This is a genomic window from Stenotrophomonas sp. 220_Sma (genome assembly GCF_056487375.1).
Genome location: NZ_CM151348.1, coordinates 1078544 through 1093257 on the forward strand (window position 1 = coordinate 1078544; position 14714 = coordinate 1093257).

10 protein-coding genes are annotated in these 14714 nt (G+C 67.5%); 5 read left to right on the forward strand and 5 right to left on the reverse strand.

The annotated features are described in order from the left end of the window. The first annotated feature begins 65 nt into the window (after positions 1 to 65). Positions 66 to 1025, forward strand: a complete 960-nt coding sequence (locus tag ACZLIB_RS05210) for a LysR substrate-binding domain-containing protein (RefSeq protein WP_478469283.1) — start codon at positions 66 to 68, stop codon at positions 1023 to 1025. On the opposite strand, the gene ACZLIB_RS05215 is transcribed toward ACZLIB_RS05210, so the two are convergent. Next, the gene (locus tag ACZLIB_RS05215; RefSeq protein WP_478469285.1) at positions 964 to 2343 is read right to left on the reverse strand and encodes an aminotransferase-like domain-containing protein; all 1380 of its coding nucleotides are present in this window, start codon (positions 2341 to 2343) and stop codon (positions 964 to 966) included. The genes ACZLIB_RS05210 and ACZLIB_RS05215 overlap by 62 nt on opposite strands. Before the next feature lie 133 nt (positions 2344 to 2476). On the opposite strand from ACZLIB_RS05215, the gene ACZLIB_RS05220 reads away from it, so the two are divergent. Then, positions 2477 to 3340, forward strand: a complete 864-nt coding sequence (locus ACZLIB_RS05220; RefSeq protein WP_049400660.1) for a DMT family transporter — start codon at positions 2477 to 2479, stop codon at positions 3338 to 3340. 40 nt (positions 3341 to 3380) lie between these two features. Here ACZLIB_RS05220 and ACZLIB_RS05225 read toward each other — a convergent pair whose 3' ends face one another. Next, the gene (locus tag ACZLIB_RS05225) at positions 3381 to 4316 is read right to left on the reverse strand and encodes a LysR family transcriptional regulator (RefSeq protein ID WP_100437434.1); all 936 of its coding nucleotides are present in this window, start codon (positions 4314 to 4316) and stop codon (positions 3381 to 3383) included. A 107-nt stretch (positions 4317 to 4423) separates the two neighbouring features. Here ACZLIB_RS05225 and ACZLIB_RS05230 point away from each other — a divergent pair, with 107 nt between their 5' ends. Next, on the forward strand, positions 4424 to 5941 hold the full coding sequence (locus tag ACZLIB_RS05230; protein ID WP_478469286.1) for an MFS transporter: 1518 nt from the start codon (positions 4424 to 4426) through the stop codon (positions 5939 to 5941). On the opposite strand, the gene ACZLIB_RS05235 is transcribed toward ACZLIB_RS05230, so the two are convergent. The 3 genes from ACZLIB_RS05235 to ACZLIB_RS05245 all read right to left on the reverse strand — a co-directional run bounded on the left by ACZLIB_RS05235 (position 5925) and on the right by ACZLIB_RS05245 (position 10161). Next, positions 5925 to 8015, reverse strand: coding sequence for a TonB-dependent siderophore receptor (locus ACZLIB_RS05235; protein WP_478469288.1), 2091 nt, complete (start codon positions 8013 to 8015; stop codon positions 5925 to 5927). The two genes, ACZLIB_RS05230 and ACZLIB_RS05235, sit on opposite strands and share 17 nt — an antisense overlap. Positions 8016 to 8114: 99 nt before the next feature. Beyond that, entirely contained in the window at positions 8115 to 9500 is a 1386-nt protein-coding gene (locus ACZLIB_RS05240; RefSeq protein WP_049400664.1) for a sensor histidine kinase, read from the reverse strand. Next, complete coding sequence (locus ACZLIB_RS05245; protein WP_032969121.1) at positions 9478 to 10161, reverse strand: response regulator transcription factor; 684 nt, start codon at positions 10159 to 10161, stop codon at positions 9478 to 9480. The genes ACZLIB_RS05240 and ACZLIB_RS05245 overlap by 23 nt, the downstream gene beginning before the upstream one ends. 152 nt (positions 10162 to 10313) lie before the next feature. On the opposite strand from ACZLIB_RS05245, the gene ACZLIB_RS05250 reads away from it, so the two are divergent. Then, positions 10314 to 11492 carry an efflux RND transporter periplasmic adaptor subunit gene (locus ACZLIB_RS05250; protein ID WP_478469290.1) on the forward strand — a complete coding sequence of 393 codons (1179 nt, stop codon included), beginning with the start codon at positions 10314 to 10316 and terminating at the stop codon, positions 11490 to 11492. A 4-nt stretch (positions 11493 to 11496) separates the two neighbouring features. After that, on the forward strand, positions 11497 to 14598 hold the full coding sequence (locus tag ACZLIB_RS05255; RefSeq protein WP_478469292.1) for an efflux RND transporter permease subunit: 3102 nt from the start codon (positions 11497 to 11499) through the stop codon (positions 14596 to 14598). Positions 14599 to 14714 lie beyond the last annotated feature (116 nt).

Genomic DNA, 14714 nt, shown 5'->3' on the forward strand with positions numbered 1-14714 from the left:
GAGGAAAGCGTGCCCGCGTGGACATTGCCCAGGAAGCCGTCCGAATGGCATCCTGAAGTCTACATATGTGGACGTTGCGCATGCTCAACCTCAACGATCTGGCCCTGTTCGTGACTGCGGTGGAGCAGGGCGGTTTCGCCGCAGGCGGGCGCCATCTGGGCCTGCCGCGCTCGACCCTGAGCAAGCGCGTGGCGCTGCTGGAAGAACAGCTCCAGGTGCGGCTGCTGCAACGCAGTTCGCGCCGCTTCGCATTGACCGAGGTCGGCCAGGACTTCTTCGAGCGCGCACGCGCAGCGTTGTCCGAGGTCGAGGCCGCCGAGGCCATCGTCCGCGACCGCCAGGCCGAACCCAGCGGCACCGTACGCATCAGCGCTTCGATTCCGGTGGTGCAGGGCGAGCTCGCCGCGTGCCTGCCTGCACTGGCCCGCCGCTATCCACGGCTGCGCATCGAAGTTGAAGTGAGTGATCGTTTCATCGATCTGGCTCAGGAGGGCATCGACATCGCTCTGCGCAGCCACTTCGGTCCGCTGCCGGATTCCGGGTTGGTGCAGCGAATGCTCGGCAGCGAGCGCATCGTGCTGGTGGCGTCCCCTGGCTATCTGGCAGCCGCGCCGGCAGTGGATACGCCCGAGCAGCTACGTGCGCATGCCGGCCTGCTGACCGCGCGCCATGCAACGCGCTGGACGCTGCACGGCCCCGACGCCCGCACCGTGCAGGTGGAGCCGAAGGTGGCGCTGGTCGGCAATGAATCGCAGCTGCTGATCGCGGCGGCCGAAGCGGGTCTTGGCATCACCGTGTTGCCACACAGCCTGTGTGCCGCAGCCCTTGCCGCCGGCCGCCTGCAGCAGGTGCTGCCGGCGTGGCATGCCGGCGAAGTGACCACCAGTGTGCTGCTGCCGCATCGTCGCGGCCAGTTGCCGGGCGTGCGCGTGGTGGTGGATGCGCTGGTCGCGCATTACCAGCTCAACGCAGCGCGCGCGCCAGTACCTGCCAGATCCTCGGGTCCTGGCACTGCGAAACGTTGAAACGTACATAGTCAGCCGCGCGCTGCGATTGGCTGAACGCGTTGCCCGGCGCCAGCACGATGCCGTCGCGCAGGCATTGCCGCGCCAGTGCAGCGGCGTCGCGGCCATCCGGCAGCTGGCACCACAGGAACAGGCCGGCCTCCGGCTGCAGCCACGGCGTGATGCTCAGCGTCTGCAGCTTGCGCAGCGTGTGCCGGCGCGCATCGGCCAGGCGCGAACGTACCGACTGCATATGGCGGCGGTAGCCACTGTCGGTCAGCGCGATGTGCATCAACTGCATCGCCAGATGGCCGCCGCCGAAGCTGGTGGCCAGCTTCAGGTCGGTCAACGCTTCGATCCAGTCGTGGCGCGCAGCGATGTAGCCACAGCGCGAAGCCGCCGACAGCGTCTTGGAGAAGCTGCCGACGTGGATCACCCGCGACAGTCCATCGAGCGCGGCCAGCCGCGGTGCAGGCTGCAGTTCGAAGTCGGCGAAGATGTCGTCCTCGACGATGATCAGTTCATTGCGTTCGGCCAGGCCCAGCAGGCGGTGCGCGGTGCTGGCGGAAAGCACCGCGCCGGTCGGGTTGTGCAGGCCCGAGTTGGTGATGTACAGCCGCGGCGTATGCGCCTGAACTGCCTGCGCGAACGCCTCCAGGTCCGGGCCGCTGTGCGTGTACGGCACGCCGATGGCCTGCACCTGGTGCGCCTTCAGCAACGCGTGGTAGTTGAAGTAGCTCGGGTCATCCACCAGCACGCAGTCGCCGGGTTTGAGCAGGAAACGGCAGAGCAGATCGACCGCGTGCGTACCGGATTCGGTCAGCAGGATCTGCTCCATCGGTGCATCAATGCCCAGCGCGGCGCTGCGTCGTTGCAGCAGCTGGCGCAGTGCGGGCAGCCCGAGCGGGCCGGCGTAGTCGACCAGCTGTAGGGCATCGGCACGCGCCAGCCGACGCAGGCCGCGGCGCACGCCATCGTGGTACAGCCAATCGCTGGGCATCCAGCCACAACCCGGCTTGAGGTGGCCCGCGGGCGTTTCCAGCGATTGCCGCGACACCCACAGCGGGTCCACGGCGCGATCCAGCCGGGGTTCCATTTCAGCCAGCGCCAGCGGTGCGGCCGGCCCACTGACGTAGAAGCCGGATCCTGCGCGCGCACTGATCAGGCCTTCGGCGGCCAGGCGCTCGTAGGCCTCGACCACGGTCGAGACCGACACCCCCATCGCCGCCGCCTGCGCACGTACCGAAGGCAGGCGCGAGCCGGGGCCATCCACCCGCGCACCGATGCGGGCGCGGACGGTCTGGATGACCGATTCAATGCGGGTGAGCGAACGTGGCATGGCGGAACCGTAGTGGAAGTGTGGGCAGTACAGTTACTTGTGACTGTACTGGATTGTAGCTGGGGTCGTTCCGCGCTGGATGCTTCCATACAGGTCCAGCCGGGCATCGTCCGGCATCTTCAGGAGTACAGGCGTGGAACGGTCGGCGAGTGGTTGGATCAATGGCTTCATCGGTGTAGTGATCTTCGCGGGCTCCCTGCCGGCCACCCGCTTGGCGGTGCTGCAGCTTGACGCCGGATTCGTCACTGCTGCACGCGCGACCATTGCCGCTGTGCTCGGCCTTGGCCTGCTCCTTCTGCTGCGCCAGCCGTGGCCGCGGCGCAATGACCTGCCAGGCCTGGCGGTGGTCAGTCTGGGGGTGGTGGTCGGCTTTCCGCTGTTGACCGCGCTCGCGCTGCGGCATGCGTCATCGGCACACACCATCGTGTTCCTCGGCCTGCTGCCACTGAGCACTGCGGTGTTCGGCGTGCTGCGCGGCGGCGATCGACCGCGCCCGGCGTTCTGGTTGTTCTCGCTGCTGGGCAGTGCCTGCGTGGTCGGCTATGCGGTGCGCAACGGCATCGAGGCCTCGCTGCAGGCTGACCTGCTGATGCTGGCGGCGATCGTGGTGTGTGGGCTGGGCTATGCCGAGGGTGGTCGACTTGCCCGCCACCTTGGCGGTTGGCAGGTGATCAGCTGGGCGCTGCTGCTGGCGTTGCCGGTGATGCTGCCGCTGACAGTGCTGATGCGCCCGGCCTCGTTCACCGCGGTCGGTGCGTCGGCGTGGTGGGCGCTGGGCTACGTGGCGGTGTTCAGCATGCTGATCGGCTTCCTGTTCTGGTACCGCGGTCTGGCCCAGGGCGGCATCGCCGCTGTTGGCCAGCTGCAGTTGCTGCAGCCGTTCTTCGGCCTGGCCTTGGCCGCGCTGCTGCTGCACGAATCGGTCAGCCTCAGCATGGTGCTGGTGACCGTGGTCGCGGTGATCTGCGTGGCAGGCGCCCGCCGCTTCAGCCGCTGAGCGAAAAAAGGGGACGGAGGGGATTAAGTCGTAATCGGCCCTACTGTGCCTGAAACGACTTAATCCCCTCCGTCCCCTTTTCCGGGTGGCCGCGGAACAGATGCGCAACGGCATAGTCGATGAACACCCGAAGGCGTGCACTGGGATGGCGCCCACCGGGCCATAGCAACGAGAACTGCCCCTGGTGCGTGGGCAGTGCTGGCAGTACCCGCTGCAGGCGGCCATCGGCCAGCGCGTCGGCTGCGAGGAAGTCAGGCATCCAGGCCAGGCCCATGCAACCGATCGCAGCGGCCAGCACGGCCTCCATGTTGTTGCAGGTCATCGCGGTGGGAAGGCGCGCTCCAGCATCGCCTTCGATGCCCGGCAGCTGCCACGGGTGCAGCTTTCCGGTGGTGGGGTAACGGAAGCGCAGCGCGGTATGCAGGCGCAGCTCGCTCACATTACCGGGCGTGCCATGGGCCTGCAGATAGCCCGGCGCCGCACAGAGGATGAAACGGAAGCCGCCCAGCCGCCGTGCGGTCAGGCTGGAATCGGCCAGTTCACCGCTGCGTATCACCGCGTCGAGGCCTTCGCTGACCACGTCGACGATGCGATCGTTGAAGTCCAGTTCCAGCTGCACCTGCGGGTAGCGTTGCTGGAAGCCAGGCAGCACCGGCAGCAGGAAGCGGTAGCCGATGGTGGGCAGGCCGATGCGCAGCAGCCCGCTGGGGGCGTGCTGTCGCTGCGCCAGGTCCGCCTGCGCTTCGGAAAGTTCATCCAGTGCCCGCCGGCAGCGCTGCAGCAGCAGTTCGCCTTCGTCGGTGAGGTGCACGCGGCGGGTGGTGCGCTGGAACAAGCGGGTGCCGAGTTCCTGTTCAAGGCGGGCGATGCGCTTGCCCACGGCCGACGCGGACAGGCCTAGGACGCGAGCGGCGCCGACGATGCTGCCTGCTTCGGCGGTACGGACGAAGGCCAGCAGGGCAGAGATGGAATCCATGCGGGGCATGATTACGGAACATCAGGCCGCAATCAACGTCCATCGAGCCTGTTTTTCTGGAATAGCGGCCTGTCCATCATCAATGCCCCTGATGGATGGAGGCCCACATGGCCCCGGTTTCGATGCTCTCCGTACCTTCCCACACGCAGCAGCGGTGGGCCCTGCTTGCCGTCTGCCTGGCTGCACTGGCGCTGCCCTTGTCCTTCTCGGCCGGTGCCGTCGCGGTGCCGGCGCTGGCCCGTTCCGCGGCGTCGTCGCCGACTGCGCTGGCCTGGGTGACCAACGCCTTCATGCTCACCTTCGGAAGCCTGTTGCTCGCTGCCGGTGGCCTGGCCGATCGTTATGGTCGGCGGCGGCTGTTCCTGCTGGGTACGGCGGGCTTCAGCATCGCCACTGCCGTCGTCTGCCTTGCGCCCACGCTGCTGTGGCTGGATCTGGCGCGCGGGCTGCAGGGCGTTGCCGCTGCAGCGGCGCTGGCGTCCGGCACCGCTGCGCTGGCGCATGCCTGGCAGGGCCCGGTGCGTGCCCGTGTGTTCGCGCTGCTGGGCACCACATTCGGTGCGGGGCTGGCGCTGGGGCCGCTGCTCGCGGGTCTGCTGCTGCAGGCGTTGGGATGGCGCAGTGTGTTCGCCGCAGGCGGTGTACTGACGCTGGCGGCCTTCGCAGTGGGCGCGCGCGTGTTGCCCGAAAGCCATGGTGAACGCGGGCGGCTGGATGTCGGCGGCATGCTGGGCTTCAGCCTGATGCTGGCGGCGTTGACCCTGGCCCTGCTGTGGCTGGGTGAGTTCGGCCTGCATGCCGTGCGCGTGCAGCTGGCGCTATTGGCGACGCTGATGCTGGGCGGGGTATTCGTCTGCATCGAACGGCTGCACCGCTCACCGTTGCTGGACCTCTCGCTGTTCTCGCAACCGGCGTTCCTCGGTGTCCAGCTGCTGCCGGTCGCAACCTGCTTCGGCTACGTGGTGCTGCTGGTGGTGCTGCCTCTGCAGCTGCTGGGCGTGCATGCACAGAGCGCGACATTGGTCGGGCTGCAGATGCTGGCCTTGTCCGCGCCGATGCTGGTGCTGCCGATGCTGGCCGCGCGCTGGGCGGAACGCGTTGGAAGTACGCGGCTGTGTACGCTGGGCCTGCTGGTCTGTGCCTCTGGGTTGTACCTTTTATCGCGCCACGCATCGCATCCGTCGCCGTCGCAGTGGGTGCCGTTGCTGATGCTGATCGGCGCTGGAACGGCCTTGCCGTGGGGCTTGATGGATGGGCTGTCGGTCAGCGTGGTGCCGGTGCAGCGTGCGGGCATGGCCGCCGGCATCTTCGGAACCGTGCGGGTGGCCGGTGAAGGCATCGCATTGGCCGCAGTCACGGCCTTGCTTGCGCTGCTGATCGGCTACCAGCTGCAGGGAGCATCGCCTGCATCGCTGGCGCGTGCCGGTGCCTATCTGGCCACGGGGGCGCAGGCACAGGCGCAGGCACTGCTTCCGGCGATGAGCGGCGCACAGCTGCAGCAGGCCAGTGCCGAGGCGCTGGCGATACTGCTGCGTGTCCTGGCGCTGCTGACTGCCGCATGCGCTGTGCTGTTGCACCTGCTGCTGCGGCGGCCAGCGTTGGCCGTGATCAGAACCGATAGCTGATGGTGCCGGTCACCACGCGCGGGTAGCCGGCGAAGCAGTCGCCAAAGGTGCGGCACGGCGCGTAGTAGCGCTTGCCGGTGAGGTTGGTGATGTTCAATGCCATCGTCCAGTCGGTCACCTGCACTTCCAGCAATGCATCGGCCAGCGTGTAGCTGGGCGCGACGATGCGCCCGCCATTGCCCAGCGACACCGTATTGCCGACATGGCGCACGCCCAGGCCCAGGCGCAGGCGTGCGGCATCATCCAGCTGGAAGCCCTTCGACACCCAGGCCGAGGCCAGGTCCTGCGGGGTGTCGTTCAGGCGCTGGCCCACTTCGAGTGCGAAGTTGCTGCGGCTGACCTCGGCCTCGTTGCGCGCAACGGCAGCGGTGACCGTCAGGTCGTTGGCGAACTGGAACTGCCCTTCCAGCTCCACGCCCTTGGAGCGGATCTGGCCGGTCTGCACCACGTTCAATACGTTGTCCGGGTCGTTGGTCTGCCGATTGGTTTCGGTGATGCGGTACGCCGCCAGCGTCAGCAGCAGGTTGCGCGCCGGTTGCCACTTGATGCCGGCCTCGGACTGGCGGCCGCGCATCGGCTTGAAGGCGCTGCCGAACAGGTCCTGGCCGGATACCGGCAGGAACGATTCGCTGTAGCTCAGGTAGGGCGAAACGCCCGCACCCAGTTCGCCGATCAGCCCGGCGCGGTAGGTGGTGGCATTGTCGGTCTGGCTGGGCTGGCCTTCGGTCTTCGAGCGTGCATGGTCGCGGCGCGCGCCCAGCACCAGCGAGATGCGGTTGGCCCAGCGGATCTGGTCCTGCACATAGACACCCAGCTGGGAGGAGGTCTGGTCCGGCTGACGATCCCAGCCACGCACGATCGGTGCGACCGATACGGGGGTGTAGATGTCGATCGGCGTGCCGGTGGCGTCCAGCCGCTGCAGCTGCTCCTTGTATCGGCTGTAGTCCACGCCGGCCAGCAGCAGATGCTGGAAGGCACCGGTGGCGAAGTCGAACTGCAGCGCATTGTCGGCGCTGAAGATCTGCACGTCGGGGCGGGTGCCATAGGCCGTGCGGTTGACCACGCGCCGATCGGCGTCGATGAAGGGATCGGCCGGATTGCTGTAGCTGTCCACGTACATCTGCTGCAGGGTGGTCCTGCCATCGATGTAACGCACTGCCGAGCGCAGGCTGAGCGTGTCGTTGAAGCTGTGGTCGAACAGCGCGGTCAGGCTGTAGACGCGCGAGTCGATGCGGTCGAAACCGGGATCGCCGATGAAGGTGGACGGGTCGAGGCGGCGTCCGGGCGGTGCAAGCAGGGTCGCGGCCAGCGGCAGGAACTGCTGGCTGGAGCCGGTCTTGTCATGCTGATAGCTGGCCAGCAGGGTCAAGGTGCTGCGTTCACCGCGCCAGCTGATCGACGGTGCCAGATAGACGCGGTCATCCTTCAATACATCGGTCTGCATGTTCGATTCACGCAGCAGCCCGACGAAGCGGCCGGCAAGCGTACCGGCATCGTTCAATGCGCCGCCGATGTCACCCTGCAGCTGCCTGCGGTCGAAACTGCCGAGCTGCACGCCGACCTCGCCGTTGAGGGCGCCGAAGGTCGGGCGCTTGCTCATTGCATTGATGATGCCGCCGGTGGCGCCGGCACCGTACAGCACCGAAGAAGGGCCGCGCAGCACTTCCACCCGCTCCAGGCCATAGATTTCCGGGCGGGCGAGGGGGCTGAAACCGTAGCTGCGGCGCAGGCCATCCTGGTACTGCACCGGGTCCAGGCCGCGCACCGAGGTCGCATCGTTGCGGGTATCCAGGCCCCAGGCATCGGCGGTGACGCCAGCGCTGTAGCGCAGCACTTCCTGCAGGTTGTGCGCGCCGCGATCGGTGAACAGCTGCTGGGTGACCACGCTGATCGCCTGCGGCGTCTCGGTCAGGGCGGTGTCGGTCTTGGTCGCGGTGCTGGCCCGCTCGGCCATCACCGTTACCTTGTCCAGGGTGCGCGCCGCCGGGGTGTCCTGGGCCTGGGCGATGGCCGAGGCCAGCAGGGTGGGCAGGGCGAGCGTGTACAGCAGCGGACGCGACGGCAGAGCGGGCATCGGGAGTGATCCGGGAAGGGCGGTGACGGCGGATTATCCGGATGCCCGCCCTCAAATACAAATGATTCCCAAGTGCGATTGGGGCGCCCTGGCCCGGCGTCAGGGCAGGCCGTCCGTTGCGCCGCGGATGCTCATCCAGGCGCCGCCACCGGGGGCGCTGCCGGCGCGGACACGGAAGCCGTGCAGGCCGGCAATGGCGGCCACGATCGACAGGCCCAGGCCGAATCCAGGCCCCTGGCCGGCGCTGCTGCTGCCACGGAAGAAGCGCTGGTAGATCAGCGTGCGGTCCTGTGGCGGAATGCCCGGCCCGTTGTCGATCACATCGATCCTCGGGGCGCCGTGATCATCGACCGCACGCAGCAGGATGCGGCCGTGTGCAGGGGTGAACTGCAGGGCATTGGACAGCAGGTTGGCCAGCGCTTCGAACAGCAGCTCGCGGTCGCCACGCAGCGGGCCCACCTTCGGGTCCACCTGCAGCTCCAGCAACTGCTGCTTCTCTTCGGCCAGCGGCAGGTAGAACTGGTGCAGTTCCTGCAGCAGCTCGGTGACGTCGACCGCGTCGAAGGCTGAACGTCGCTGGTGGCTCTCCAGTTCCGACACCCGCAGCAGCGCGGCGAAGCGCGCCATCAGCATGTCAGTCTCGGCCAGCGCCTTGTCCAGTGGATCGGCATGCGGGTCCCGTTCGTCCAGGCCCACGCGCATGCGGTACAGATGCGCGCGCAGGCGGGTCAGGGGCGTGCGCAGATCGTGGGCGATGCTGTCGCACACGCCTTTGACCTCGGTCATCAGCTGTTCGATGCGTTCCAGCATGGCATTGACGATGCTCGACAGCCGATCGATCTCGTCGCGACGGCTGGAGACCGGCAGGCGCTGGCCGAGGTCGCCGGCAACAATGCGGTTGGTGGCCGCTTCGATCTGCTGGATCCGTTTCAACGGGCGCCGGCGCAGCAGATGCCAGCCCACCAGGCCGGGAATGACGGTCAGCGACACGCCCCACAGCAGTGCATCAAGGATGATGCTGTTGACCGCCATGAGCTTGCCGTTCTGGCGCACGAATACCAGCGTGCGGCCATCGCGGGTCACCACGCCGAGCGCACTGCCGCCGTTGTCGTGGCGGCCATCGGCCAGCGTCCAACCGTCCACCGCATGCGAGTTGCCATCCAGCGGCAGTCCCTCGGGGATCGCTGTCAGCGGACCCGCCATCGGCATGCCGGCTTTGTCGAACAACCCATAGGTATAGACCTGGTGCAGATCGAAGCGCTGGCTGTCGCGCAATGCTTCATCCAGTGCCGGGCCGTCGAAGCTCATGAACAGGTGCGCGCGCTGCTGCAGGCCTGATTCGGTCAGGTCACTGAGGTAATCCGAGATGCGCCAGTACATCACGCCCAGCAGCAGGCTCGACCACGCCACGAACAGGATGCAGTACAGGCCCAGCAGTCTGCTGCTGGAAGAGCGCCAGTGGTCAGGATTGCGCGTCGAAGACATAGCCGGTTCCACGGACGGTCATGATCGGCTGCGGTCGGCCGGGTTGTTCGATGCGTTTGCGCACGCGACCGATATGCACGTCGATCAGGTTGGTGCCCGGATCGAAGTGGTAGCCCCAGACTTCCTGGAACAGCATGCTGCGGGTGACCACCTGGCCGGCGTTGCGGACCAGGAATTCGAGCAGCTTGAACTCGGTCGGCAACAGCGCGATTTCATGCCCGCCGCGTCGCGCCGAACGGGTCATCAGGTCCAGTTCCAGGTCGCCGGCACGCAGCACGTTGTCGATGGCGCCAGTCGGGCCCTGGCGCCGGATCAGCACTTCCACGCGTGCGGCCATCTCATCGGAGGCGAAGGGCTTGGTCAGGTAGTCGTCGCCACCGGCGCGCAGGCCACGCACGCGTTCATCCACGTCCGACAGTGCGCTGATCATCAGCACCGGCGTGGTGATGCCTTCGCGGCGCAAGGTGGTGACCAGGGCCAGCCCGTCGATGCCGGGCAGCATGCGGTCCAGGGTGATCACCGCGTAGTCGCCTGCACGTGCCAGCGCCAGGCCGTTGCTGCCGTCGCTGGCCAGGTCCACGTCGAAGCCGTGGCTGCGCAGTTCGGTGGCGATCTCCTCGGCGGTGACAAGATCGTCCTCGATGGTGAGTACGCGCGGCATGGGCCAGTGTGCAGAGTGGGACAGGGGCATCCTCGCAATCGTGGGCAGCGACTGCAAATGAAAAATGTTTCATGCGCCATTTAGCAGGATCGTGCCGCCACGTCTTCTATATTCGGCGCCGAACGCTCCCCCACGCGTGGAACCTGCAGCCGATGATCCTTCCGAACCCCTCCCGTCCGTACCGTGCCTGGCGGCTGCCGCGAACCGCGGGCCTGCCGCTGCTGGCGCTCGCCCTGGCCGGCCTGCTCAGCGCCTGCGGCAAGGACGCGCCCAAGCCCGGCGCGACGACGCCTGAGGTGACGGTGCTGACCCTGCGCAGCCAGCCGCTGGCACTGCAGCAGGAACTGCCTGGGCGCAGCGTTGCCTCGCAGGAATCGGATGTGCGTCCGCAGGTGGATGGCGTGCTGGTGAAGCGGTTGTTCGAGCAGGGCCAGCGGGTGAAGGCCGGGCAGCCACTGTTCCAGATCGAGCCCGCGCTGTACCAGGCTGCGCTGAACGAGGCGCAGGCCAACCTGAAGACCGCCGAGGCCGCTGCGGTGACCGCGCGCCTGCGGGCGCAGCGCATGCAGGCGTTGGGCAAGGACCAGCTGGCCGCGCGCCAGGACGTGGACGATGCGATCGCCAGCGACCAGCAGGCTGCCGCCGCGGCGCAGGCCGCACAGGCCGCGCGTGACACGGCCAGCACACGGCTGGGGTTCGCCACGGTGACCTCGCCGATTGCCGGGCGCATCGGCCGCGCGCTGTTCACGCCGGGGGCGCTGGTCACCTCGGGCCAGGCCGATCCACTGGCACGGGTGCAGCAGATGGACCCGATGAACGTGGACATCACCCAGTCCAGCAATGAGTACCTGGCACTGCGCCGCGCCATCGCCGACGGTGGCGTGCAGGCCGATACAGCACCGGTGCGGCTGCGCCTGTCCGATGGCACCGACTACCCGCTGCCCGGCACGCTGGAATTCGCCGACGTGGACGTGCAGCAGGAGACCGGCAGCATCACCCTGCGGGCGCGTTTCCCCAACCCGGATGGGCAGCTGCTGCCAGGCATGTACGTGCGCGCGCTGGTGGGGCAGGGAACCCGCCAGCAGGCGCTGCTGGTGCCACAGGCGGCGGTCGACCGCAGCCCCAAGGGCGAGGCACAGGCGTGGCTGGTGGACAAGGACGGCAAGGCCCGGCTGCGCCTGTTCCGCACCGCGCGTGCGGTGGGCGACCAGTGGCTGGTCCTTGATGGCCTGGCCGCCGGCGAGCAGGTGGTGGTGGCCGGCGCGCAGGGCCTGGCCGATGGCATGACGGTGCGGGTGAAGCCGGCACCGGCACCGGCCGGGAAGGACTGAGCAGATGCTGCCGCGCTTCTTCATCCATCGCCCGGTATTCGCCTGGGTCCTGGCGATCTGCATCATGGCCTTCGGCACCATCGCGGTGACCCAGCTGCCGGTGGAGCAGTACCCGGACATCGCGCCGCCGCAGGTCAACATCACCGCCAACTACACCGGTGCCTCGGCGCAGACGGTGGAAGACAGCGTCACCCAGGTGATCGAGCAGCAGATCAAGGGCATCGACCACCTGCTGTATTTCTCGTCCACCAGTTCCTCGTCCGGGCAGGCGCGCATCACGGTCACCTTCGACCAGAGCGCCAACCCGGATATCGCCCAGGTGCAGGTGCAGAACAGCGTCAACCAGGCCATCAACCGGCTGCCGCAGGAAGTGCAGCAGCAGGGCGTGACGGTCGCCAAGTCGCAGGGCGATTCGCTGATGGTGGTCTCGCTGTACGACACCAGCCGGCGCATGGAACGTGTGGATGTTTCCGATTTCCTGGTCAGCAACGTGCAGGACCCGATCAGCCGTATTCCCGGCGTTGGCGAGATCAACGTGTTCGGCTCGGCTTACGCAATGCGCGTGTGGCTGGACCCGCACAAGCTGCGCGCCTATGACCTGATGCCGTCGGACGTGCGCGCTGCGATCCAGGCGCAGAACACCCAGGTGACGGCGGGTGAGCTGGGCGCGATGCCGTCCAGCCCGACGCAGAGCCTCAACGCCACGGTCACCGCGCAGTCGCGCCTGCAGACCCCCGAGCAGTTCCGCGCGATCATCCTGCGTACCCTGCCCAATGGCGCGGCGGTGTTGCTGGGCGACGTCGCGCGGGTCGAGATTGGCGCGGAGAACTACCAGACCAGCAGCTATCTCAACGGTTATCCGGCGGCCGGCTTCTCGGTCACCCTGGCCTCCGGCGCCAACGCATTGGCCACCGCCGACGCGGTCCGCGCGGAGATCGAACGGCTGCGACCGACTTTCCCGCCGGGGTTGCAGGTGGCCTATCCGCGTGACAGCACGCCGTTCGTGCGGGTCTCGATCGAGGGGGTCATCCATACCCTCATCGAAGCCATCGTTCTGGTCGTGGTGGTGATGTTCCTGTTCCTGCAGAACCTGCGCGCCACGCTGATTCCGGCGATCACGGTGCCTGTGGTGCTGCTGGGCACCTTCGGCGTGCTGGCCGTTGCCGGATTCACCATCAACACACTGACCCTGTTCGCGATGGTGCTGGCGATCGGCCTGCTGGTCGACGATGCGATCGTGGTGGTGGAGAACGTGGAGCGCATCATCCACGACGAGCATATGCCGCCGCGCGAAGCGACCGAAAAATCGATGGGCGAGATCACCGGCGCGTTGATCGGCATCACCGTGGTGCTGGGCGCGGTGTTCCTGCCGATGGCGCTGTTCGGTGGTTCCACCGGCATCATCTACCGGCAGTTCTCGATCACGATTGCATCAGCCATGGCATTGTCAGCGCTGGTGGCGCTGACGCTGACCCCGGCGCTGTGCGCGACCCTGCTCAAGCCGTCTTCGGCGCAGAAACCGCAGGGCCGCTTCTTCCGGGCGTTCAACCGGGGCGTCGAGCGCAGCCAGTTGGCCTACCAGGGCAGACTCGGCGGCGTCGTCTCCCGGCCGCGGCGTTGGATGGCGTTCTACCTGCTGCTGGTGGTCGCCATGGTCGCGCTGTACGCGCGCATGCCCACCGGCTTCCTGCCGGTGGAAGACCAGGGCCAGGTCACCTTCCAGTTCTCCACGCCGGAAGGCACGCCGATGGCGCGTACCGAAGCATTGGGCGAGCAGATCAGCCGCTACTTCATGGAGCACGAGAAGCAGAACCTGGATGTGGTGTTCGTGGTGGTCGGCCGCAACAATGCCGGCACCGGCCAGAACGCCGGGCAGGGCTTCCTCGCCCTGAAGCCCTGGGATGAGCGCACGGGCGACAACACCGCCGCGGCGATCATCACGCGTGCCAATGCCTACTTCCGCCGCTTGCCGGATGCCAAGGTCAATGTACTGGCACCGCCGGCGGTGCGTGGACTGGGCCAGTCCAGTGGTTTCGAACTGTGGCTGCAGGACACCAGTGCGGCCGGGCGCGTGGCCCTGCAGGCGGCGCAGGAACAGGTGGTGCGCACGGCCGGCGAAGACGACGGGCTCACCTCGGTGCGCCTGAACGGTCTGGGCGACAAGGCCGAGCTGCGGCTGGACATCGACCATGCCCAGGCCAGCGCACTGGGCCTGGCCCAGGCCGACATCAATTCAACGTTGTCCGCGGCCTGGGGCGGCAGCTACATCAACGATTTCCTCGACCGTGGCCGGGTCAAGCGGGTCTACATGCAGGGCGACCAGCCCTACCGCAGCGTGCCCGACGACATCGGCCAGTGGTATGTGCGCGGTGGCAACGGCCAGATGGCGTCGTTCGCCAGTTTCGCCAGCAGCCACTGGGCACGCGGGCCGCAGCTGCAGCAGCGCTTCAATGGCCTGCCGGCGATGCAGATCCAGGGCAGCGCCGCCGAAGGCCGCAGCTCGGGCGAGGCGATGCAGCGCATGCAGGCGCTGGTTGCCGATCAACCCGGGTTCGACCTGCAGTGGAGTGGCCTGTCCTACCAGGAACAACTGGCCAGCAACCAGACGTTGTGGCTGTACATCGCCTCCATTGCCTTCATCTTCCTGTGCCTGGCAGCGCTCTATGAGAGCTGGACGGTGCCGGTGGCAGTGGTGCTGGTGATCCCATTGGGCGTGATTGGTACGGTGCTGGCGACTACCGCGGCCGGGTTCGTCAACGACATCTACTTCCAGGTGGGTCTGCTGACGACCATCGGCCTGTCGGCCAAGAACGCGATCCTGATCGTGGAGTTTGCCGAGGCCCGCTATCGTGCCGGCAGTTCAGCGGTGGAAGCGGCCCTGCAGGGCGCACGCCTGCGCCTGCGCCCGATCGTGATGACGTCGTTGGCTTTCGTGGCCGGTGTGATCCCGTTGGCGTTGGCCACCGGCGCGGGCGCAGTCAGCCGCCGTGAAATCGGCATGAGCGTGATCGGCGGCATGGTCTCCGGCACGGTGCTGGCAGTGGTGCTGGTGCCGTTGTTCTTCGTGCTGGTGCGCCGCCTGGGCCGGTCACGGCCGCAGGACTGAGGGGGGCGCGGCTGTCATCTGGCTGCCGCAGCGCCCTCACCCGTTCTTTGCCCAGGTGCCGCTAGCGTAGGTCGTCCCCGTCCCCCACGGAGACCTGCCATGTGGCTGCTCGATCA